This is a genomic window from Actinokineospora baliensis (genome assembly GCF_016907695.1).
Lineage (GTDB): Bacteria > Actinomycetota > Actinomycetes > Mycobacteriales > Pseudonocardiaceae > Actinokineospora > Actinokineospora baliensis.
Genome location: NZ_JAFBCK010000001.1, coordinates 4,621,896 through 4,644,567 on the forward strand (window position 1 = coordinate 4,621,896; position 22,672 = coordinate 4,644,567).

Annotated in this window: 19 protein-coding genes; 7 read left to right on the top strand and 12 right to left on the bottom strand. The window is 67.6% G+C overall.

What is annotated here, in order from left to right; genetic code table 11:
- Positions 1–76 precede the first annotated feature (76 nt).
- The 3 genes from JOD54_RS21155 to JOD54_RS21165 all read right to left on the bottom strand — a co-directional run bounded on the left by JOD54_RS21155 (position 77) and on the right by JOD54_RS21165 (position 2,819).
- A complete protein-coding gene (locus JOD54_RS21155) occupies positions 77–1,306 on the bottom strand; it encodes an MFS transporter (RefSeq protein WP_204452353.1) in 1,230 nt (409 codons plus the stop codon).
- The gene (locus tag JOD54_RS21160; RefSeq protein ID WP_239573457.1) at positions 1,303–2,415 is read right to left on the bottom strand and encodes a PLP-dependent cysteine synthase family protein; all 1,113 of its coding nucleotides are present in this window, start codon (positions 2,413–2,415) and stop codon (positions 1,303–1,305) included. Before JOD54_RS21160 ends, JOD54_RS21155 begins: the two co-directional genes overlap by 4 nt.
- A gap of 80 nt (positions 2,416–2,495) precedes the next feature.
- Entirely contained in the window at positions 2,496–2,819 is a 324-nt protein-coding gene (locus JOD54_RS21165; protein ID WP_204452357.1) for a hypothetical protein, read from the bottom strand.
- A 308-nt stretch (positions 2,820–3,127) separates the two neighbouring features.
- Between JOD54_RS21165 and JOD54_RS21170 the strand changes: the two genes are divergently transcribed.
- The 4 genes from JOD54_RS21170 to JOD54_RS21185 all read left to right on the top strand — a co-directional run bounded on the left by JOD54_RS21170 (position 3,128) and on the right by JOD54_RS21185 (position 7,426).
- Positions 3,128–3,352 carry a hypothetical protein gene (locus JOD54_RS21170; protein ID WP_204452359.1) on the top strand — a complete coding sequence of 75 codons (225 nt, stop codon included), beginning with the start codon at positions 3,128–3,130 and terminating at the stop codon, positions 3,350–3,352.
- 129 nt (positions 3,353–3,481) lie between these two features.
- Positions 3,482–5,290 carry a DUF4407 domain-containing protein gene (locus JOD54_RS21175; protein WP_204452361.1) on the top strand — a complete coding sequence of 603 codons (1,809 nt, stop codon included), beginning with the start codon at positions 3,482–3,484 and terminating at the stop codon, positions 5,288–5,290.
- On the top strand, positions 5,211–6,467 hold the full coding sequence (locus JOD54_RS21180; protein WP_204452362.1) for a CHAT domain-containing protein: 1,257 nt from the start codon (positions 5,211–5,213) through the stop codon (positions 6,465–6,467). Before JOD54_RS21175 ends, JOD54_RS21180 begins: the two co-directional genes overlap by 80 nt.
- Positions 6,464–7,426, top strand: coding sequence for an alpha/beta hydrolase (locus tag JOD54_RS21185; RefSeq protein WP_204452364.1), 963 nt, complete (start codon positions 6,464–6,466; stop codon positions 7,424–7,426). Before JOD54_RS21180 ends, JOD54_RS21185 begins: the two co-directional genes overlap by 4 nt.
- A 12-nt stretch (positions 7,427–7,438) precedes the next feature.
- Here JOD54_RS21185 and JOD54_RS21190 read toward each other — a convergent pair whose 3' ends face one another.
- The 5 genes from JOD54_RS21190 to JOD54_RS21210 all read right to left on the bottom strand — a co-directional run bounded on the left by JOD54_RS21190 (position 7,439) and on the right by JOD54_RS21210 (position 11,265).
- Entirely contained in the window at positions 7,439–7,879 is a 441-nt protein-coding gene (locus JOD54_RS21190; RefSeq protein ID WP_204452365.1) for a hypothetical protein, read from the bottom strand.
- Positions 7,880–7,930: 51 nt separating this feature from the next.
- Positions 7,931–8,377, bottom strand: a complete 447-nt coding sequence (locus tag JOD54_RS21195; protein ID WP_204452366.1) for a TY-Chap domain-containing protein — start codon at positions 8,375–8,377, stop codon at positions 7,931–7,933.
- Positions 8,378–8,382: 5 nt separating this feature from the next.
- Positions 8,383–8,814 carry a DUF6301 family protein gene (locus tag JOD54_RS21200; protein WP_204452367.1) on the bottom strand — a complete coding sequence of 144 codons (432 nt, stop codon included), beginning with the start codon at positions 8,812–8,814 and terminating at the stop codon, positions 8,383–8,385.
- A gap of 41 nt (positions 8,815–8,855) precedes the next feature.
- A complete protein-coding gene (locus tag JOD54_RS21205) occupies positions 8,856–10,031 on the bottom strand; it encodes an FAD-dependent monooxygenase (RefSeq protein WP_204452368.1) in 1,176 nt (391 codons plus the stop codon).
- A 67-nt stretch (positions 10,032–10,098) separates the two neighbouring features.
- On the bottom strand, positions 10,099–11,265 hold the full coding sequence (locus JOD54_RS21210; RefSeq protein ID WP_275592672.1) for an Rv1322 family protein: 1,167 nt from the start codon (positions 11,263–11,265) through the stop codon (positions 10,099–10,101).
- A gap of 413 nt (positions 11,266–11,678) precedes the next feature.
- On the opposite strand from JOD54_RS21210, the gene JOD54_RS21215 reads away from it, so the two are divergent.
- From JOD54_RS21215 to JOD54_RS21225, 3 genes are all read left to right on the top strand, one after another.
- Positions 11,679–12,788: a hypothetical protein gene (locus JOD54_RS21215; RefSeq protein WP_204452370.1), complete on the top strand. Its 1,110-nt coding sequence runs from the start codon at positions 11,679–11,681 to the stop codon at positions 12,786–12,788.
- A 98-nt stretch (positions 12,789–12,886) separates the two neighbouring features.
- Positions 12,887–14,362, top strand: coding sequence for a vWA domain-containing protein (locus JOD54_RS35195; RefSeq protein ID WP_204452372.1), 1,476 nt, complete (start codon positions 12,887–12,889; stop codon positions 14,360–14,362).
- A gap of 10 nt (positions 14,363–14,372) precedes the next feature.
- A complete protein-coding gene (locus JOD54_RS21225) occupies positions 14,373–15,236 on the top strand; it encodes a hypothetical protein (RefSeq protein ID WP_204452374.1) in 864 nt (287 codons plus the stop codon).
- 78 nt (positions 15,237–15,314) lie between these two features.
- Here JOD54_RS21225 and JOD54_RS21230 read toward each other — a convergent pair whose 3' ends face one another.
- The 4 genes from JOD54_RS21230 to JOD54_RS21245 form a co-directional block, all read right to left on the bottom strand.
- On the bottom strand, positions 15,315–18,341 hold the full coding sequence (locus JOD54_RS21230; protein WP_204452376.1) for an ATP-binding protein: 3,027 nt from the start codon (positions 18,339–18,341) through the stop codon (positions 15,315–15,317).
- Positions 18,338–19,633, bottom strand: a complete 1,296-nt coding sequence (locus JOD54_RS21235) for an esterase/lipase family protein (protein WP_204452379.1) — start codon at positions 19,631–19,633, stop codon at positions 18,338–18,340. Before JOD54_RS21235 ends, JOD54_RS21230 begins: the two co-directional genes overlap by 4 nt.
- 747 nt (positions 19,634–20,380) lie before the next feature.
- Positions 20,381–20,830 carry a hypothetical protein gene (locus JOD54_RS21240; RefSeq protein WP_204452381.1) on the bottom strand — a complete coding sequence of 150 codons (450 nt, stop codon included), beginning with the start codon at positions 20,828–20,830 and terminating at the stop codon, positions 20,381–20,383.
- Positions 20,831–21,089: 259 nt separating this feature from the next.
- Positions 21,090–22,592 (bottom strand): PPC domain-containing protein, encoded by a 1,503-nt coding sequence (locus JOD54_RS21245; RefSeq protein WP_204452384.1) that lies wholly within the window; start codon positions 22,590–22,592, stop codon positions 21,090–21,092.
- Between the last annotated feature and the right edge of the window lie 80 nt (positions 22,593–22,672).

Sequence of the window (22,672 nt, forward strand, 5' to 3'; positions counted from 1 at the left end):
GCCAGGTGGCGAGTATTCGTACCTCGAGCACGGACTTGGCGGCCACCAACAAAGTGTTGGTGGCCGCCAAGTCACGTCATGCCGTGGCAGCGGCCAAGGTGTGCTTCGCCGGGTCGGGTTGGCGTGGATCCGTGAACGTGGCCATACCGGGTACAAGAAGCGTGAGCAGTGCGGCGACGATGACCACGACCCCGCACACCGTCAGGACGAGCGTGCCACCCGCGGCGTCGATCGCGGCGGGGAGCAGCGCCAAGCCAAGAGGGCTCATGCCGTAGGAGACGAGGAAGTCGAGAGCGGAGATCCGGGCTTGGAGGTGTTGGGGGACTTCGCGTTGGATGGCCGTGAACCAGGGGATGTTGAAGATCTCGATGCCCGCGCCACCGATGGCGCAGCAGGCGATGATGATCCAGCTGTGGTGCGCGAAGGCCAGCGCGAGCGGGACCAGTCCGTAGCTGCCCAGCATGATCATGGCTGGAACGCCGGGGCGTCGTGGGCGCCAGCGGCTCATCAACACCGCCCCGCCTGCGGCGCCGAAAGAGTAGGCGCCCAAGGCCGCGCCGATGAGCCAGTCGCCGCCGAAGCGTTCTTGGCCGATGATGGGGAGCATGAGGTACTTCGCTGCCTCGCCGAGGGCGAGCCAGACGACGAGGGCGACCAGGCCGGCGAGGAACCACCGGTGTTTGCGCGCCTCTCGCAGGCCCTCGCCGAAGTCGACGAAAGCGTTGGTACGACCCGTATCCTGAGGCGCCGCACCACGTCGATCAGGTAGCACGGCGGAGACCAGCCACAACCCAGCGGCGATCAGGAGGCTCGCGGTCGCGCCCAGGCTGCTGTGCGCCATGACCGCGATGGTGGGCCCAGCCACCAGGCAGATGCGCAAGCTGAGCGTCGTGGCCGCGTTCGCCGAGTGCCTGTGCTCCTCGGCGACCAGCTCACCGACCAGGGCTTGGTAGGCGCTGCGGAACACGCCTTCCCCCGCACCTGCGAGGAAAACGGCAGCGCACAACGCGATGGTGGGCAAGTCGAGAAGCAACGCTACTGCGGCTGTTCCCGCTGCTCGAAGCAAGCTGGAGCAGGCCAACGTCTTGGCGCGGGGATAGCGGTCCGCGATGACACCCGCAGGCAAAGCACCCAGCAGGAACCCCAAAGTCCTCGCGCCCAACACAAGACCCAGCGCAGTGAAGCCGTCATGACGGTCCAGGACGGCCAGGATGAGCGCAGTGGGCATCAGGCCCGTCGCGGCGGCCGACGCCGTGTGGCTCAACCACAAGCGGCGGAACGCCCGCTGGCGCAACACGGTGATCACAAGCTCACCTCGGCGATGGCGCGGGCGGTCGGCGAGCCCAGTTGCTCCGCCAGTTCTGGCATGTAATTCGCGCAATCCCTTGCGGGGGTGGTCGAGTACGGGGTGAGGCGACCAGCGCGGGCACGCAGCCCAGCGGCCGTGCAGTCAGTGGCCAGGCCATTGGTCCGCAGCCACTGGTCGTTGAAGGCGGTAGCGAGGTAGCGCTCACCGCGATCGGAAGCGAGCACCGCCACGCGGCGCCCAGGACGCGTCCGCATCGCGGCAGACAGTGCGACGGTCAGCGCCGCCCCTGTCGACACCCCGGCCAGGATTCCCTCCGTGCGGGCCAAGGTTCGGCACGCGCGGTAGGCATCGTCATCGGTGACCTTGTACACCTCATCCACAAGGGACAGATCATCGAGGTTTACCGGCGTCCAGCTCAAGCCCACGCCAGGAGTCAGGTAGGCGTGCGGGAGCCCCCCGAACACAGTGGACCCTTCGACGTCGACCCCGATGACCCGCACGTGCGGCGCGCGGCGCTTCACCGAACGGGCGATACCGCCGAGGTGACCACCGGTGCTGACGGTGCAGACCACCGCGCTGAGCTCCGGGCCTGCTTGGTCGAGCAGCTCGGCGGCGGTGCTGTGCAGGTGTGCCTCGCTGTTAAGCGGGTTGAAGCACTGGTCGGGCCGGAACGACCCGGCGATCTCGTCGTGCATCCGGTTGGCAAGCGAGATTCGGGTCTTGTGGTAGGAACCGGAGTCGTCCTGCTCGTCGACGACGACGATCTCCGCGCCGTAGGCCTGCAGCAGCGCCCGGTTGGTCGCGGTCAACTTCGGGTCGACCACGGCGATCACCCGGTAGCCGAGAGACGCGCCGTACATGGCCAGCGCGATGCCGAAGTTCCCGGAGGACGACTCGATGATCGTCCCACCTGGACGGAGCGCGCCGGTGCGCTCCGCGTGTCGGATGATGTGCGAGGCGGGCCTGTCCTTCAGGCTGCCCCCGGGGTTCGCGCCCTCCAGTTTCACGACCAGTTCGGCCTCGTGGGCCGTGGTGAGGTTGCGCAGGCGGACGACAGGTGTGTCGCCGACCGCGTCGAGCAGCTCGGGCAAAGTGGTCGAACGCATGGGTTTCTCCAGTGACCGTCGCGGCATCACATGACGGGGCAGCCAGCGGCACAAAGCGCACCGCTCGGCGGTGCGTGCCGTCAGGTCCGCGCGACGCAGACGTGAGTCAGGAGAGTGCGCCCCCACAACGGCGGCGGTCGACCGTAACCAGCACCCGCCGCGTACCCCTGGTCCGACGGGCAGCCGATCACATCCACGACCGCGTCGGCGACACCGCAGGATGCCGCCGATGTGTGCACGGCATCCGGATCGTGAACCACGGAACCGCAATCATCCCCACCAGAACCGGAATCCGGCTGATCCGCCACGACTTCCGTCGCCACCAGATGCCCCGACTCGGCGAGGAGCGGATGCGAGTGGCCGACGCACAACGCCACGTACAGCAGGAGCAGCACGACAATCATGGACGACACAGTGCTCGTGCGCACGGGGGTCCGATGATTGAACACAACGCCCGACTGTACGAATACCCGACGAGCCGCACCACCCCCCGACCAGACCGCGGACGGAGCTCGGCTCGAAACGCGCACGCAGTCGTCGTCCACGGGGAAATTCACATCTCGTCGTCACCGCTCTTCCCACCTATTCACATCAGGTCATCGAGACGAATGCGCGAATCGCCACCTGACTACCACCAACGCCCACCGCCAGCGGGCGCGACCGGGTCGTCTACCATCCCCAACGAGCACGGGGACCGGGAGAGGGGCGAGAAATGGGCTGGCTGATCCTCTTCCTGCCAACCGCGGCCGTCTGGGTGGTCCTCATCGGCGCGCTCATCAACCACGCAGGTCCTGTCGTCACAGTCCCGTTGGGTGTGGGCGCTCTCCTTGGTGCCATCGCCACGATCACCCAAGAGCCCTGGCTCCTCGCTCCGGTGGTCCTGGCCTGGGCCTGGGGCGTCGCCATGCTCGTCCGGGCCGAACGCGGCACACGATGACCGCGGGCACACGTCTCTGACCAGTTGGCGAACTGCTCGATCGTGGCCGAGCGTTATGAACCGGGCACCACGAGCGATGGTGGGGTCATGGGTGTCGCGGTGTCGGGGCGGAGTTCGGCGGCGCCACGCGTGCTGGTGAGACTCGCGGGCGCCCGGCCGGACCTCCTGGCCAAGGCGCCGGGCGAGCGCTATCACTTCGCGTCGACCGGTGCTGTGCTGCTCGTGGGGGCCGTGGTCGCGGGGATCTCGGCGTACTTCGCCCTGACCATGACGACTCGGTTGTCCGTCCCGGTGGCGGTGGTCGTCAGTGTCGGGTGGGTCTTGCTCGTGCTCGGCTTTTCCCGACTTCTGGTGGTCACCGTGACTCGCGGCCGGTGGACCCGACAGGTGCTCGCCGTCGGGCCGCGTCTCCTGCTGGCCGCGCTGGTAGGTGCCGTGGTCGCCGCCCCGCTGGTGCTGCAGGTGTTCCGATCCGAGGTCGAGGTCCAACTCCAGGTCCTGGCCGCGGAGAAGATCGCCGCGTTCGGGCAGGAGCTGTCGGCCAGCCCGCGCTACGCGGTCATCCCGGACCTGCAACGGCAACTCGCCGATGAACTGCGCATCGCCGACAGCACCACGCAAGCACTGGTCGACGCCGACCCGGCCGTGGTCCGGGCACGTACCGCCGTCCAGGAAACCAGGACCAGGTACGAAACCGCCCAGCAGCTGCTGGTGTGTGAGATCAGCGGGACGTGCGGTACGGGCCGACCCGGGGTCGGTGACGCGGTACGGGAACGCCAGTCGGCTCGTGATGTCAGCCTGAAGGACTACGACGACGCGAAAGCGCGGCTGGCTCGGGCGGAGCAAGACGCGCGGACCTCGGCGCCCAAGATGGCCGACGGGGCCGAGACCAACGCCGACCGGTTGGCAACCCAGCTCAACGAGCTCCGCTCCGCACAAGCCACTGAATTGTCCGCTTTCGCCCAAGATGTGCGCGCCGACACCGGGCTGCTGTCCCGTCTGGAGGCCCTGAGCGCCATCGGCGGCCGCGGTATCGGCGCCGCTCAATGGATGATGTTCGCGCTGTTCACCACACTGCACATGCAGCCGGTGCTGACCAGACTCATCCGAGTCACTGGTGCTCCCACGCTCTATGACGAACTGGTCCGGTTGGAAGACGACTCGGCCATGCGCATCGCGCGTCGAGAGATCGACCGCAATGAGCAGGTGGCGGCTGAATACGCCGAGCGCCGCGCGGACCTGGAAATGCACCAAGCCGGACTCCAGTACGAGGCAGGCCTAAGAGTCAACGAGCGGCTGGTGGCGGAGAAGGCCCGCATCGCTGAGGAGGCGATCCGCCGCTGGGCGACCGTAGCGGCAGGGCTGGCCAAGGCGGAGACGAGCGGTCTCTCAGAAGCAGAGGCACGGGAGTTCGAGAGCCTCACACGAGAACTCGAGATGTCGGCCGCCGCGCTGCACACCATCGGGGCGCAACCGTTCGCGTTCCCAGACCCACCCCAGGGCGAACCACCGCCCCTCATTCCCGCGCAGACCGACGCTCGGGTCCGGTTGCTCGATGACGACGCCGTCGTGGGCACCGCCTGCGAAGTCGACTTCGCCTACGTCCGACCAATCCCCGTCGAGCAGGCGGCGAGTTCTCGCCCGATCGCGGTGCGAATACTGCTCGACGCCCCTGACGCCAAGGTGTCGCCGACGACCCAGATCGTTGCCCTCGCCGCGGATCGAACCTGCGAACCTGTCCTCTTCGAGGTCGTACCCCACCTCGCTGGGAAGATCGAACTGCGGTTCCGCGTCTACACCGCCGCGGACGGGCAGCTGCTCCAGGAAATCAGCACCTCACTCGTGGTAGGCAGGCCTGATGCGCGAACTCTCGTCCACGGTCACGATCGACCACACCAATCGCCTGCACTGGCTGCCGACCACCGACTACAACCGTGAGCGCTCCATCCACCTCCGCGTCCTGAACGCCAACGGCCGGTACTTCATGCAGGCGTGGGGCTCGGCCTTCCCGCAGGACGGCGGTGGTAGCTACGCGGGCTGGATCACCACCGACGTCGCCACCATCCAAGGCGGTATCGCGGACCTGCGGCAGGCGTGGCAGCAGGCCGTCATCGACCGCACCGAGCCCGGTCGTCGGCCAGTGCGCCGCCCCTTCGTCGACGACTGGGATCTAGCGGGTCCCGATGACAGGACGTACCTGGAACACGCGGGCCTCGCCCTTGCCCGAGCGGGCTACGCGCTGTTTTCCCTGCTGTTCCTCAACGGCGACGACGCGATGCGAGAGATCACCGCGCGTATCGTGGCGGCCGTGCGCTCCGGGGAGCAGGTGATCACCGTGGAGTCCGACGACCTCTTCGCCCCGTGGGGAATGCTCTACGTCCCCGCCGCTGAAGACGACGACATCTGGGCGGCGGACTACCGCTGGGTTCCCGAGGGGTTCTGGGGATACCAGCACCTCTTGGAGCACAACTTCTCCCGCGCTCTCGCCTTTGACAGCCGGGTGACCATCGCGGGCACGCCCCACGTCGGCCTCAACGTGGACGAGCGGGTCGACAGCGACCACCCGCCGACCCCGTGTGTGCGACCGATCATCGACTTCTTCTCCGCCCACACCGACACGACGGTCCGACGCACCAAAAGCGCGCTGGCACAGGCCCTGAACAGCAAGGAATTCGCCGACGACATCATCTACTTCGGCTGCCACGGCACAGTCGACGGCATCGGCGAACGGCCCTACCTCGCTCTCGGCGACGGCGAGAAGATCTACAGCAGCGAGGTCGTCGCCTGGCTCACCAACAACCCCCTCGCGACCCGCCCGGTGGTGTTCATCGGCGCCTGCCAGGGCGGGCAACTCGCCTCGATGTTCTACCCGTCCTTCGGCCACCACCTGCTCCAGCGCGGCGCCCGGTGCCTGATCGGCCCGCAGATCGACCTGCCACGGGCATTCGCGCCGGAGTACGCGACGCAACTGTTCACCGAGTTCCTCCGCCACCAACGACTCGGTGACACCGTGCGATACCTGGCCCGCATGTTCCTCGACCGCTATCACAACCCGCTCGGCCTGATCTTCTCCTTGTACCGCGGCATCGACGTCCACTTGGGACCCCCGGAGTGAACCACACGGTCATCGACCTCGACACCGACGGGAACCCCGTCGACCCCGAGACCTCCGAGCCGATCCGATCGGACGTCGACGGGTTCCTGCGCAGGCACGTCGTGCTCCCCGAGAACACCACTGACGTCGTGGTGTTCGTCCACGGCTGGCGCAACAACCGCGCCACTGCCCTGACCCGCGCCACCAAGTTCGCTGCACTGGTCGACCGCACGCACTCGCCCACCCGGTACCCGGCCCTGCCCGTGTGGAACTGCAACTACATCGTCGTGCGGTGGCCGTCGACCAGCAGCCCCTTCCGCGCGGGCTACCGGCGAATCCGCGAACGTGCGCACCTGATGTCCACCGCAGGACACGCACCGACCGTGCTCGCTCACCTCCTCGGGTACCTGGGCACCCAACGGCGCGAGACCTCGGGCACGCTGCGCACCCGTACCGGTCAATACCTGCACCTGGTTGGCCACTCCTTCGGTTGCCGCTTTCTCGCCGAGGCCATCCAGTGGGCCGCCGACGCCCGCCCCGACGTCCTGTCCTGGAACCGCGCCGACCCCCGCTACCCCTGGACCGCGGATACCCTGCTCATGCTCCAGATGGCCCTCGCCCACGACACCGTGGAACAGGCCTTTCCCCGACTCATCCACAACGCCCCGGTCAACGGCCCGGTGGTGTTCACCCATTCCACTGCGGACCGCGCTCTGGGCCTGTGGCACACCCTCGCCGAAGGTACGGTGGGCATCGGCTTCCGCGGCGCGAGCACCTCGAACGGCCACCTCAGCGAGATCACCCTCCACCCGACCGAAGTGGACTACACCGATAGCGACTTCGCCACCGCACTGGTCAACGTGAACGCGTCCGCCCGGTTCCGTCGCGGCCGCTTTCTCCTGCCCGCGGGAGCGCACGCGGACATCATCCACCCCGAGACCGCGCACCTCCTGCTATCGCTGGCCCAGCTCGCCCGTTGACAACACGATTGATCAGTCGACCTCCCACCAGGCCAACAAACCCGCGAGCCCGTTGGCCACCAACAGAGCGATCATCACCGCTGCCCCAACCCCCTCAACGGAGAACCCGAGCCCCTCATCGGCGGCGAACCGACCCTCCGCGCGGTAGTCGGACAGGTAGGGGATCGAGAAGAGCCCCGCCCCGAGCGCGAACAAGCTCACCGCCGCCCCGATGTTCGAGGGAGCCTCACGCCGACCAGACCGAAACCGCCGAAGCCAGATCGACCGCCCACCCGACAGTACAGCGCAGGCACCGGTGAGCAACGCCATCGAAACGCCAGGCCCCAGGTAGGGAGCGAGCGCGAACAGCCCGAGCAGCACCACCCCGGCGACCGCCGTGATCCAACGCAGCCACCGCCGAACAACCGTGATGGTCGTCGGTCCCGGCTCCACCTCCGCGACTCCCTCAGACACGGTGATCACGTTAGCCGGTGCGCGCTGCCCGGGGACCTACTTCTTCGAGGATCAACCAGATACGGAAGGGATACCCAGCCACGAAAGCGTCAGCGGGTTCTCGCCGAGGTCCCTTTCGGCGGACGCGGAAGACCATTCCGCATCGCGCCACGCCTTGTACACCAGCTCTTCGGGTCCGGCGATCCCGTGGACATCACGCAAGGCCACCACACAACGCGCCGCCAACGCCGAATACTCCACCGTCAACGCCGGTAGAGGCAAAGAACAACTCCAGTTCGGCGGATCGATCCCGGCAGGCGGCACCCACCCGGCCTCGGCCATCCGGTTGCGGTCCGTGGCCGACACCCCCGCCGCCTCGGCGTGCAACTCGTGCTCGCCGCCAGCGAACTGCACGAACACCTTCGGGTCAGCCCGCGAGAAGACAACCAGGAATACCCGATCAGACACCTCCCGCAACGCCTCGGTAAGACCCGCGCCGAACCTCTCCCAATCAGACATCCCGATCACCTCCCTGCCGGAGTGCGGAACCGAACCGCCACAGCCCTCGACGACAGCGTGATAGTCACCTGAGCAGCCCCCATCTCCCACGTCGCGTCCGTCTGCCCACGATCACGCCGGATCGACGCCCGCCCCAACCGAGCCGTCCCTTCCCGCACCACCAACGTGAAGAGATCACCAAGAAACGCCCTCGACGCCGCCGTCTCCTTCGCGACCGCGTCCGTGATCCGAAACCGCACGGACGCCACGCTGTCGATCCCGGACATCGACACCTCCGGCGGCCTGAACCTGGGGTTGACCAGGAATCCCAGCCCGTCCTCGACCTCAACCACCCAGCCAAGCTGCTCAACGGCCCTCTGCTGTGCGTCTACACGCGACACCGGCCACGGGAGACTTGCCCAGAAGTCCACGATCTCCCAGACCTCAGCGACCGACATCGCGGAACAGTCCACAAGCGCAGCCTGACTGCTCGGCCCTGTCACGTGGTCGGTCCGATGTCGGGCACTCCGGCGTAGTCGGGCAGGTCGATGCCGTTGAGGGCACGCTCGATCAGCGCCGTGAGCGCCTCCATGTCCGGCTCGGCGGAGGCGTGGCTCCCCGTGTGCAGCCTGCCGATCTCCTGGTTCGCCTCAACGAACGGCCGCATGCGCGCCTCATACGCGGCAAACCCCACCTCGGGGTCCCACCCGGCGGCAGCCAACTCCCCGGCGAGCACATAGGCACCAACCAGAGCCAACCCAGTCCCAGCCCCAGACATCGGCGACGGACTGAACGCCGCGTCACCGATCAACGCCACCCGCCCCTCCGACCAGCGATCCATCACCACCTGAGCGACCTGGTCGAGGTAGAAGTCCGGGCTGTCCCCCAGATGCTCAAGAATCCGCGGCGTCAACCAGCCCAAGCCCGCCATCCGCTCACGCAACAGCTGCTTCTGCCCCTCCACATCACGGTAGTCCACCCCGAGATCGTCCGAGGGGAACGCGAACACCGCCATCGCCTGAGTAGCGTCCTTGAAGGGCCTCAAACCCGCCGACCGCCCGGACTCGCGATCCTGGTACTCCACAAACCAACGCCCCAACCCAAACTCGTTGGGCACGCTGTAGAAGGCCAACACCAGTCCGAGGTGACGGATGAACCGCTCACGCGGCCCGAAGACCATCTCCCGCAGACTCGAGTGCAGCCCATCCGCACCAACCACCAGGTCGAACCGCCGCTGGCCGCCCCCAGCGAACGTCACCTCAACCCCGCCCGCATCCTGCACAAGCTCGACAATCCGGTCACCAAAGACATACTCGACACCCCCACACGTGTCGTCGTAGAGGACCTGAGCCAAGTCACCACGCAGAATCTCAATCTCCGCGATCATCCCATCGCCACCGTCATCATCGGCTCGATAGGTCTCCAGCACGTTCCCGTCAACGTCCACAGTGTGCGCACCCTCGGTGTCCGTACAGGCCGCCCGAATCGCCGCATCCAGCCCCATCCGCCGGATGACCTCCTTGGTCACCCCGCGCGCATCCACCGCCTGCCCGCCCGGCCGCAACCCAGGAGCCCGCTCCACCACAGTCACCTCAGCCCCCCGCCGCCACAACCAATGCGCCAACGCGGGACCCGCGATACTCGCCCCAACCACCAACACCCTGCGACCGCTCATCACAACCCCCGTTAGTCCATCCAGACGACGCCGCGGAGTGTATGCGTTCTGGCTGACACTCTTGCGGTCATCGAGGCCGAGCAGGATTCGGCGCGGACCCACTCCTGTCGCGGTGTTGCCAACACATCGTGTGCCAGTGGCGGCGTTCTTCGACCGAGCGACCGCGTGAGGCAGGCCAGGCGACCACGTGTGACAGTCCCGGACGGATCTCGTGGTCGCATCGAGGACAGCGGTAGATCTTGGTTGCGGCCGACCCAGGGATGTACCGGAAGAGCCACTCGTCACCGGACGCGGGCTCAAGAGCGGGGTCAGGAAGACGCGTTCCGCTGATCACAGACTCGTCGATGCGCATGGCGAGCAGAGCTGTTCGCATGTCGTCGGCGGTCTGGAAGCGGTCGAGTGGGTTCTTGGCCAGTGCGGTGGCGAGCAGCTCGCGTAGCTCCTCTGTGGGGAGGTCGTGCAACTGGGGCGCTTCGTTGAGGTGTTTGAGGGCTACTTTCACCGCGGTCGTGGCCGTGAACGGGGGACTGCCGGTGAGCAGCTTGTGCAGGAGGCAGCCCGCGGAGTACACGTCCGATCGGGCATCGGGCTGACCACCGTCGATCTGTTCCGGCGACATGTAGTGCACAGCCCCCGCGAGCGGGTTGCGCGCCGTCGCCTCCGACTCGTCGAGCAGGCGGGAGGCGCCGAAGCCGAGGATCTTGACCTCGCCCGCTTCGCCGACCATCACGTTCGTCGGCTTGATGTCACCGTGCGTGGCGCCGGTGCGGTGCCCGGCTGCCAGACCCGCGCAGACCTGCTCGACGATGGTGACCGCGTCCCGCAGCGAGAACCGACGCCGTTGGCCCAGGACGTCGAGGTTGTCACCAGGTACGTGCTCCATCACCAGGTAGTGCTGCCCGTCGTGCTCGCCCGCGACCGACACGGACACGACGTTGAGGTGGTCCACGCCGCCCACGGCCAGGAAGCGTGAGAGCACATTGGCGTGGTGGGCGATCTCCGGTCGCAACACCTTGATCGCGACGCGTCCACCGTGTCGATCACGGCGGTGTCCGACGCGGGGTCGGCCAGCGTGGTCACAGCCGCCACGCCCCAGATCGTCGGGTCTCGCAGGCAGGCCCCCAGGTCGTCGAGGTTGTGCCGCACAGCGGGCAAATCGGGCATGTTCTCGAACGTGCTCGCCCCCCACGAGCACGACCCGAGACCTGTTCGGGTCGGGAACCTCCCCGGTCATCCGCCCCCTCCCAGTTGTGCTTGACGCGATCGGCGCCCGTTCGTCGACGATAGCCAAGCGGCGATCCAGTGGTAGGCCGATCCGGTCTGCCAGTCGGCGGTCACGGCCCGGCGGTGGCCCTGGGCCGTTGTTGCGATCACCGGGCGCCGGTTGTCAATGGTCGTTTGAGGTGGCTGATTCTTTCCCGACGGTTTCCGGCCAGTTCGATGGCCTTGGAGAACAAATGGTGAACAGCAGATCGCTTGTTGATGAGCGCTGCTGGTCAAGCCCTTTGTGGCACATCCGTGCTTCGAGTGCGGACATATGATCCGGTGCGTCCGGCGTAACGTGTACGGCCTGCGGCTCGATCACCGGGTGTGCACATTCGGTCGCAGCGCGCGGAATCGTGGGCCGCGCGGTACCTGCAGTCCCGGTTGACCAAGAGAATCACCCTCACGGTCGTCACCGCGCTGTTCTTCGGTGGGGTCACCTGGTTCGTGACCGAGCCTCCTGCGGGGCCCGAGCAGGTCCACGCGCTGGTGGGCACAGAGAAGGTGGCCTTCTTCAGAGATCCCAGGGTCCAGCAGGTCTTCCTGGACAACGGCAAGAACGTCCAGGTCGAGGGAGCGGGCTCACGGGACATCTCCCGGCGCACCGACCTGGACAAGCAGGACTTCCTGCTGCTCGCCGGGCAGACGGCCCTGGACCCGGTGCAGGATCGGCTCTCCGGCCGGGCGCTGCAGCCCAGCATGCCGTGGGATTCGCCGCTGGTCGTCGTGACGTCGAAGACGATCGCCGACGGTCTGGTCGCCGGGCAGGCCGCGACCCCCATTTCGGGCCGGTACTACCGGCTGAACCTGAAGGTGTTCCTCGACCTCGCGCTCAACAAGGACAAGAGGTGGAACCACCTGGGCGTAAACGGGGACGCGGCGAGCAAGCGGATCTACGCCACGACGACCGATGTCTGCACGTCGAACTCGGCGGGGGCGTTCCTGGGGCTGGTGGCCTATGTGCTCAACAACAACAGCCCACCGGTGGACAAGGACCTGGGGACGGTGTCGGCCGCGAGCGGGGGACAACCACTGCACCAGGCACTGCAAAGCTACGTCGACCTCCAGGGACAGGGGCAGGCCAGCACCAAGAACATCTTCGACGACTACCTCAACGGCATCGCGGGGCCGTTGGTCGTCGTCTACGAGCACCAGTTCCTCGAGGCTTCGATGCACGAGCCCAAGTCCATCAGGCCCGACATGGCGCTGCTCTACTTCGAGCCGCTGGCCCAGATCCAACCCACGTTCGTGGCCCTCAGTACGCGTGGCGAGGCGGTCACCCGACTGATCGAGGACAACGAACAGCTCAGGAACCTGGCTGCCGAGTACGGCCTGCACATCGGCCGGACGAACCACTTGGCCGACCAGTTGGCCAAGCACGACATCCGGGACTTGCCCAGCCTCAGCGACGAGTCGCTCGGCTCCGGCTTCTCCATGCCCAAGAACCCGGTCTTCGAGAAGATGCTCACCGAGATCGGGGGGTGCAGGAAATGATCCGCCGAGTGCGCCGGGTGTGGTTCACCGCACTGTTGCTGGTTGTAGCGGGCGTGGCAGGTGCGTGTACGGCCACACCGGAGACCATCACACTACGGGTGATCGCGAGTTCGGAGCTCAGCGACGTCGAGCCACTGCTGGCCGGGCTGCGCGAAGCGACCGGGGTTGAACTCAAGATGGACTACCGCGGCACGTTGGACGCCTCGGACGCCATCGTGGACGGCACCGCCAAGAGTGATCTGGCCTGGTTGGCGTCCGACAAGTTTCTCTCGCTCAAGCTGGACGAGCTGGGCAAGCCGCGGTTGCCCAGGGAATCGATCGCCTACTCCCCGGTCGTGTTCGGGATCAAGCGGTCGGTGGCGCAACGGCTCGGGTGGTCCAGTGGCGCCCGGGTCACCTGGGGGCAGATCGCGGCCAAGGCCGGTGCCGATGAACTCACCTTCGGCATGGCGAGTCCCGACACCTCGCACTCCGGGTTCGCCGCGGTGCTCGGCGCCGCGGCCGCGTTCGCGAACACCGGCGCCGCACTCCAGGCCAACCAGGTCGACGGCGCCAAGCTCACCGACCTGTTCAAGGGCCAGATGCTGACCGCTGGCACTTCAGCCTGGCTGGTCGACACCTATGTCGATGACCCCGCGGCCGTCGACGGACTTGTCAACTACGAGTCCGTGCTCACTTCGTTGAACGCCAGCGGCAAACTGGCCGAGCCACTCGACTTGGTCTACCCCGCCGACGGGGTGACCACCGCCGACTACCCGCTCCTCCTGCTCGACCAGTCCAAACAGGACGCTTACCGGAAGGTCGTCGAGTACCTGCGCGGCGCCACCGCCCAGCAGGACCTCACCGACCGCTCCTTCCGCAGACCCACCAACCGCACTGTCGCCGCGAACCCCCGTGTGGCCGCGGTGTACGCGGGCGAGTTGCCGTTCCCGGCGAACCAGGACGTCGTCGACGAGCTGATCAACGCCTACCGCACGACCTATCGGAGACCCGCCCACGCCATCTATGTCCTCGACTTCTCCATCTCGATGGCCACCGGCGGACGAATCGAGGCGCTGCGCTCCGCGTTCGCCAACCTGTCCGGTGCCGACAAGTCAAGGCTCGGTCGTGCGGCCGAGTTCCGTGATCGCGAGAAGATCACCATCGTGCCGTTCGCGGGTGCGGTCCAACCAGAGCAGACTGTGGTCGTCGACAAGGACGACCCGGCCCCCGTCACGCGGATCAACTCGCTGGTCGAGTCGACACCGCTGACCGATGGAACCGCTGTCTGGTCCGCGCTCGAACGGGCCTACGTGTTGGCCGCGGACTCGGTCGCCACGCACGACTACCTGGTGTCGATCGTGTTGATGACCGATGGCGACCGGAACATGGGCACCGAGCTGCCTGCATTGCTCGACGGCCTGAAAGCGCTGCCCGAGCCGGTTCGGCACGTGCGCACGTTCCCCATCCGCTTCGGCGAAGCCAATGCGAGCGCCCTCAACGAGATCGCCACGCTCACCGGCGGCAAGGCGTTCGACGCGCGATCCGACGACGAACTGCGTCGGGTGTTCACCGAGATCCGCGGCTACCTGTGAAAGGAGTGGCATGAGCACGACGCAGTTGGTGCTTTCCCCCCTCGTGGCAGTGGCTTTCGGTTCGGTCGCGTGGTGGTTGTCGGGCAGGTACCTCTCGGAGCCCGCGGCCCCCGCACCGACTCCGGAACCGTCACCGCGGGTCGCGTTGTTCGTCGATCCGACGGTGGTCGACACGCTCTACGCCGACATGCACGGCCACCAGTCGGTTCCGTCGTCCCGCGAGTGGGAGAAGGTCATCCAGCACCAGATCGACGCGGCGCTGCGCATGCCCGTTGTGGAACCCAAGGCGAGCCGCAATGTTACGGAGACCATCCGGGAGGTCTACCTTCCGGAGGCCGACACCGGTCGAAAGTTGGCAGCGGTCCGCGCGCACCTGATCAGGACCAAACTGGTGGTCTCGGTCGACTTGAACCAGGGCAGGGAGGTCGAGCTCGGCGTGCTGCGCCTGGACACCGCCACCAGCGACCCCATCGGCGCGGTCCGCACCATGGTCGCCGAAGCCCAGGAACAACTCAACCGCCGCCTCTCCCCGGCCAAACTCAAAGGCTTCCTAGAGCTCACCGGCGACTTCGCCGTCACCGCGATCAGCGACGAGAAGGTCACGTTCGAAGCCGTTGCGCCCGACCCGACCACGGACAAGCCGGTCACGTTCCGTGCCACCGGATTGGCCACGGGGATCACGACCCACGGGAGCGTGCACGTCCGGGTCGGATCCACCGCGAAGGTCGTGTGCTTCGGTGCGGTCCTGGGCTGGCGCCCCGACGAACAACGCCTCGACCTGGTAGCGATCTCCGTCCACCTGCCCGGTAGCCAGCCGACTGACAACCAGCCGAACCCTCGGACGCCCACACGATCGCGGGCTAGGAAACTCTAGCCACAGCGCATACCGCCGCGTTCGCGGATCTTGGTGAGAACGTCGACCGGGGTGGCGAGGGTATGCGCTCGGTGTTGCCTACCCGATGGTGAAGGTGAGGCTGTCGGGTTCTGGTTTGAGGGTTTCATAGACGTTCCGGTCGAGGAAGGTCAGGGTGTAGGTGCCGGTGGCGGGCAGGTCGAGTTGAGTGGCGATGGCCAGGCGGGTGCGGGTGGGGGCGTCGGGGTAGAGGGCTACGTTGGCCGTGCTGTCGAAGCGGAGGGTGCGGCTGTCTTGGTGGCGGGTGAGGGTGAAGTTCTCGGCGCCCAGGCCCAAGCCGCCCTGGCCGGGGGCGCCGGTGAGGTCGAAGTAGATCTTGAGAGAGCCTTTGTCGCGGTCGAGGCCGCCTGCCCAGGGGCGGTCGAAGTCGGAGCCGCCGCCTTGGGCTTGGTCGTGGCTGCCTTCGGCGTAGAGGGCGGCGTCGAGTCGGAACAGGCTCTTGTAGCGGAAGGTGAGGTGGAGCCTGCCGGATTCGAGGCTCTGCTTGCTCAGGGTGACTGCCAGTGGTCCGTGGGCCACGGGAGGTCGCTGGCCGGATAGCGACACCGTGCTGGGTGCGGTCTGGTTGGACACCAGGAACTCGAGCGTCGCTTCTGCCCAGGAGAAGTCTTCGCCGACAAAGAAGGTGTAGATGACCGGAACCGTGGTGCCCCTGGGGAAAGAGGCAGACTTGTTCGTGCTGCCCCCTTCCACCGCGGTCCCGTAGCGGACCTGGGCGGGCGGTGGTGACGAGCTGCCTTCACCCCACAGTTGGTTCTGCACCTCGGTTCGGACCTCCAGCGTCGGTTGGCCGCGCGAGAGGAAAGTTCGCGCTGATTCGACGTGGATCATGAAGCCCCGCGCCAGCACTGTGGTGCCGAGGTCCTGCGACCGCTGATCAAAGACCGGCCCAGACGAGGGTTCCGATTCTGTCGGCTTGGTGGCCCCCGTGGTGGTCGGAACCGGCGGTGCGGACGACGTGGTGTCCTCGGTCGCGGTCGGAATGGGCTCGGTGGGCTGGATGGACGTCGGGGACGCGGCCGGTCGGTTGGGGGTTCCGTTGGCCACGAACCACGCGGTCGACAGGCCTGTCACGGCTACGGCTGCCACGGCAAGGGCCTTCCAGCCGACCACGTGCGTTCCGTGTCCAGGAGCTGAAGTCGTGGGCCCAGGCGAATGTGGTCGCGCGGTGAGTTGTCCCGTCGCCCACAGTTGCAGCACCGTGTCCGCGAGCATCCGCCCGGCCTCGACCGCCACCCCCAACACGACTCCCCGCGCACCCCAACGCCCGGCCGCTGTGAGAGCCGGAACGAGGGCGCGGGCCAGCTTCTCGGCCACGGCAGGCCGGTCTTGCCGCAACGCTTCCTGCGCGGCGTGCTCCAACAGAGCGGCGTCGGTGAGCACGCTCTCGGTGTCTGATCCGTGCTCGTCCACCCACTCCGCCAGGTGGTCCACCATTCGAGCCCGGAACTGGCCCGCCGGGATCACCGTCTGCACCAGCCGCGCCAGAGACGGCAGGAGGCGCACGTGCGCGTCGGTGGTGTCGAGCAAACCCGCGCGGCGGAGGGCGTTCAGACCGAGTTCTGCTTGCCGGTGGCCGACGGTGCCGGACACGTGTTGCCGCGTCATCGGTGTGGGGACGGCGGCCAGCTGGCTCAGAACATCCCTCGCCTCGGGGGTCAGGCTCCGCACCAGCGCCGCGACCAGCGCTGAGCGTGCCGCGGTCGCGCCCGTCAACCAGGCCGCGAGCGCGTCAGGGGTGAAGGTGCCTTGGTTGAGCAGGCTTGCCGCGATCATCAGGTCACTCGGGTGCCCTGCCAGCGCCGCAGCGATCCGATGCAGCGGATCGGTGGGTTCTCCGCCATTCGACAGCACGGCCACCGCAGCGTTGTCGGACAACCCACCCAGCACAACGGCAGGGTCGTCGGCGGCCGCCACAGCGGCGACGACCGCTGATCTGGGCATCATCTGGATCAGTGCGGCGGGCGTGTGCGTATCGGCGTCGTCGACGAACACGAGGACGCGGGCATCGCCGAGCAGGTCGGACAGGAGTTCGGCGTCAGCGACCACGGGCTCGTCGGTGAGGTACAGCGCGTCGAGCACCGCTTGGCCAAGGTCGTTGGGGTGGATGCCGCTGCCGTCGAGGTGGATGGCGCCATCGGGGAACTCGGCGGTCCAGTCCTCGTGCGCCAAGCTGCGCAACAGCGTGGTGCGGCCGGTTCCCGGTTCGCCTGTGATCACGATGTGCTTGCCTGGCGCGACAATCGTTCGCACGGCGAGGGATTCCTCTGTGCGGCCGTGCATCGTGGTGGGGCGGGGGACCTGCGGACTGACCGGTCGGGGCCACGGGCGCAGGGTTGTCGGCGTTCGCCGGTCATCGGTGACGTCGAGTACGAGGCCGCCACCGAGTGACACGCTGAGCCGCCCCGGGATCTGGTGTGGCGCGATACCCAGTTCGTACCACGCCGTGGCGACATCGAGTGCGAACACAAAAGGACGCTCAAGCTGCTCGCGCCCGGTTGCGACGGCTTGGTCGAAGGTCAGCAGACCCTGTACCCGTCCGCGACCTTCCGGGACCGTCGCGGGTAAGTCCTCGGTGAACGCGAAACCGGTGCACTCCAGAGGAATCAGCTCTTCGGAGTCGATCAGACGCCGCAGCGTTTCCTGGTCCTGTAACAGGGCGCGGTCGAACTCGTCCCTGACCTGTCGACCCAGATCGTTCCATTGGGACAGTCGGTGGTTGGCCGACACCGCGAGGAGGGCGTGCCCTTCGACGACGATGATCACCGGGAGCAGGTCGTGGCTGAGGCAGAGTCCGCCGAGCAGGGCGGCGAGGTCGAGACACGTCCCTTTCCCTTGCCCGGAAAGTAATTCGGCCGGGCCGCGGATGTACTGGTGCGCCTGGCCCGGCCGGTATTCCTCGCGGTCGTAACGGATTCCGGCCCCTGTGAGTGCCGCGTACAGCGCCGCCAGCCGGTCGCGTGGTCGTTCGCCGGTGGGGGACAGGCGCAGGAACCGACCCGCGTCCTGGTTCACGTAGCGCGCCAAGCCCAAGTAGTCGTCTCGGGACCAGGGTTCCCAGCTCATGGGGCCACCACCTCGACCAGATCGTGCACGGGATGCGGCGCGTCGGGGCCGCGCTTGACGTCGGACACGGTGAGTCGATGCACGCCCGGCGCGACACCGGTGATGACCCCGGTCCACGCGTCGCCGTCTTCGGCGAGTGCGATCCGCACAGGCGGACCAGGTTCATAGACCGGATCCAGCACGGCGGTGAGCGGCCCGGAAGCGCCGAGTCGACGTGCGCGGATCTCGATGGGTTCGCCCGCCAGGCACGCGTCCGGGACCTCGAGTTCGATGCCCGGCGGTTGCGGGAATGGCTCGCCTTCCGGTCCGCGCAAGGCGGACAGTCCGCGCGCCTGCAACATCAGGAGCTTGTCCCGCAGGTCGCTGAGCACGACCGGGCTGTTCTGCAGCGAACTGTGCCGCTCCGGCACGAACCCCATCTGCGCGGTCCCGGACAGCTCGATCGGGATCGCGGAGACCCGGGGGACCGTGCCGTCGCCGTCGGCGAAGTCGAGGTCCACGCCCTCTGGTGGGAGGTGGCCGATGCTCAACCCGGCCTCGGTCACGACGGCCGATTGCGCCGTCCGCTGAGCAGTGCCGACAACCGGGATCAAGCCGTAGTCGCCGACCTGTGCCGCCTCGATCTCGCGGTGGAAGGCCAGCGCGTCCGCCGCCAACCGCGGGTCGACGCCGGGCAAACCGGCCAGCTCGGCCGGGCGGTGCCAGGCCGTACCGTCGGACACGCACGGGTAGATCGGCAGCAGGTGGTGCACGGACGGGAAGGTCCGCATCACCTCGGTGAGGTCGACGAAGAGCTTGCGATAGCCGTTGACCAGGTAATCCAGTGCGGCGAGGCTACCCCGGTGCGGCGTCCCGAGGGTGACGAGCGCCCGGCAGTGCTCGTGCCCGCCGAGGACCGTCGCCCAGTAGCGTGCGATCAACCCGCCCATACTGTGCGCGAGCACGATGACCTTCGCGTCACGCGCGCCGCTGTACTCCCGCCACGTGGGGAGAGCGCGGCGCACGAACCGGTCCAACTGCCCGGCGATCACACGCAGGTCACGGCGCCAGTCGTAGGGGAACGGAACGAAGTTCGCGGGCGCGGATCCCTCAGGATCACCCTCAGCGACCGCGAACGTACTGGTCACCATCCGGCACAACGCGGTGTAGCCGTCGATCTTCACCAACCCCGGCACCAGGTGCGCGGTAGGTATCACCCGCGTAGCCCGAACCCCGTCACCCGCCGGATCATCCCCGCGCAACGCCAACGCCTCGAGCAGCTCACCCCGCCCAGCCACCACACGCCGAGCCATAGCCCACGACGGCCCCCAGATCGGCCGCCCATCCCGCGTCAACACGCTCCCGGTAATCCCTGGGAGCACCACCACCAGGTCTCGAAGCCGCGACGTGCCCATGCCCTCCGACTCCCGCATCGCCCGACGATCTTCCCGTCGCCGCCCGGCCGCGATCCGTTACGCGCGACGACCATCCGCCCGAGGTCGAACCGGGGCAGATCGTTGCGGGTGGACTCGGGTGGCTGGTTCGTTGTGGCGTACGGGCTGAGTCAAGCCCGGCGCGCGGCGCGCTTCCTTGAGAGGATCGCCAGGGTGGCTGCCCCGACGACCGCGATCGAGCCGAGCACGATGAGGACCACTGCGGTGAACTCCAGGGGAGCGGTTGAGGGAGCGGGCGCACAGGGATCCATGCCTGGGGAAGGATCGCACAACAGGATGGTGCCCCCTGGAGAACGAGTGACCGGGCCTTGGTGAGGCTGCCTTGTCACTTCGTCCCCCACGAAGGCTGCCAAGGCCAACAGCAGCACACCCAAACCGAACAGGACGACTCGTACGACCTTCCCCACATCGCCTCCACGCGGTTGCACCAGGTCGATGCCATTGCCGGGCCGCACGTGAGCGTACGTTCTCTCCGACGGACATCGGTCGTTCGCCTGGCTAGCCCTCGACCATGGTTCCAGCTGTTGAGCCGTCTGGCCCATGGCGCCCGGCCTGCTGCGGCTCCGCTACAACCCGCATTGTCCGCGATCGCCGCGCCGCGAGGGGTCAGTTGTGGTTCTCGGGGAAGTACTGGTAGTAGCTCAACCACCATTTCCCGCTGTTGTCCGACAGGATGGGGTCGTTGACGCCGAATAGCAGTCGTACGGGTGGGCCGGACCAGACCGTGCAGCTGCCGAACGCGGTCGCGCGGATCGGTGCGCCGACCCAGCCGGTGGGGTTGTTGTTGAACCGGAGGACGGCCGAGTACTGGTTGAGGCCCGGATAGGGCCATCCGGCCGGGGCGGCGGCGCCGTTGTCGTCGGGTAGGTAGCTGGGGTCCCAGGGCCAAGCGCCGATCTTCACCTGCGGGTGGGGGCTGGACAGGAGCAGGAAGACGTCGCCGTCGAGGAGGACGTTCGACGGGTTGGTCCCGGTGGGCACGCTCGCGCCGGAGCCCCCGGGGATCTCCACCACTTGGCTGAAGTCCGCTGCCAGGTGGTTGTTGCACGCGGCCAATGCTCCCGCGGTTCCGGCGGATGCCGGTTGAGCGGCCGTGCCGGCTGCGCTTCGGAATCGAGGTCAGCGACCGTGCTCACCACACGGCGAGCCACCCGGGCCAAGCCGGGCCCGGGTGGGGAGGAGGGGCGGCGGCCCGATGGGCGAGGGCGCCATCGGGCCGCCGGGGTTGCGGTCTCGCGGAACGGAGATCGGGCGCGGTGGAACAGGGGCGCGGCGTTCACCGTCCCGGTTCCGCTGACCGCGGGTTCGTAGCCCGTCAGGGGAAGAGTTCGACGGGGGTGGTGCAGCCGTGGGCGGTGCGCAGGCGCTGGATCTCGGCGAGCAGGTGGGGTTGGCGGACCAGTTCGGTGACCTGGCCGCTGTCGGGTTCCATGCCGCCGGTGTTCGTGTTCAGGTAGCGCCACGACCGGCCCCACAACGCCAGCAGGGTTTCGCGCCAGGCGGGGCTGGTGATCAGGTAGTCGTGTTGCTCCGGTTGTTCGACACGGATCTTGGCGAGGTAGCGCTCGACCCACCACAGGTAGGTCAGCAGGGCGTGGCGGTCGCTGGTCCGGGAACCGCCGCCGGTCTGCAGCGAGTAGGTGACGGCCATCGAGTTGATGTACTGGTTCCACTCCTCGACCAGCATGTTGAAGCCCTGGTCGCCGGATTCGAACGTGGTGTTGGTCGGATCGCCGTTGAGATAGGTCTCGGCGTAGGTCGGGTCGCTGCCGTGGGAACCGGAGCCGTACTCGCGGCTGGTGGTGATGGTGCCCTTGGTGGCGGGCGGTCGTTTCTTGTTCTCGGAGTCGGCGAGCAGCAAGGAGCGCGCCATCGAGAACATGGGGCTCGACGAGGTGGTGCCCTTGCCGTGCATTCCCGGCGCGGTGAAGGTCACGTCCGCGCCGTTCTTGCCCCGGGTGACGAAGTACCGGTTCTCCGGTGTGCTCTTGTCGATCCCGTGCCCGACCTCGTGGACCACCATGCTCAGCTGGCCGAGGACCTGCGCCGCGGTGTCCTTGCGCCAGAGCCAGCGGTCGACCGCCTGTTTACCGCCCGCGATGTCGATGACCCGCTTGCCGGTCGGGTACCGCCGGGAGAGGACTCCGTTGATGAAGCCCATGTAGTCGGCCGAGTTGTAGCCGTTGACGAGGTCCTGGATGCTCGGCAACTGGCCGGGTTCGCGGAAGTCCTCGACGGTCAGCACGAACTTCCCGTCCGCGCAGTTGCGGTCCACGACCACGGGTGTACCGGGTGGTGTGGTCGTCGGCGGCGAGGACGTGGTCGAGGTGGGACGCGTCGTGCTGGTCGGTGCCGTTGTGGGTGGTGTGGTTGTGGGCGGAGTGGTCGTGGTGGTCGGTGGTGTGCCACCGGCGGTCGCGGTGATCGTGTAGGTGTGCGGTTCGAACAGGAACCGGCCCGAGACTTCCAGGTACCACAGCCCGGCCTTGGGCATGGTGACCGAGACGTCGGCTGTCCCATCCGAGGTGTCGTCCTTGAAGTCGTAGACGAACACCGTGGGTGCGGTGCCGGCGCGCCCGACCAGGTCGAGGTCCGCGCCCGCGCCGTCCACCGTGATCGCGAGGTTCGCCGTGTTCGCGGGTACCTCGACGGTCCAGCGCTCCCGGGTGTTCCACTCGACCTGGCCGGTCGTGGGCACGCCGCTGACCAGGCGGCCGCCGGAGCCGCTGGGGCCTGGCGTGCTCTCGGCCGCCCACACGACCAGCGACCCGGAGCTCAGGGTGATCAAGGCGGCTCCCACCGCCAGCAGCTTCTTCATGGATTCTCCCGTTCCTGGGAGCAGCAGGGGCTCCCACGTTATGGCGATGCCCAGGGTGAGGATGTGAGGGAAACCCGCGG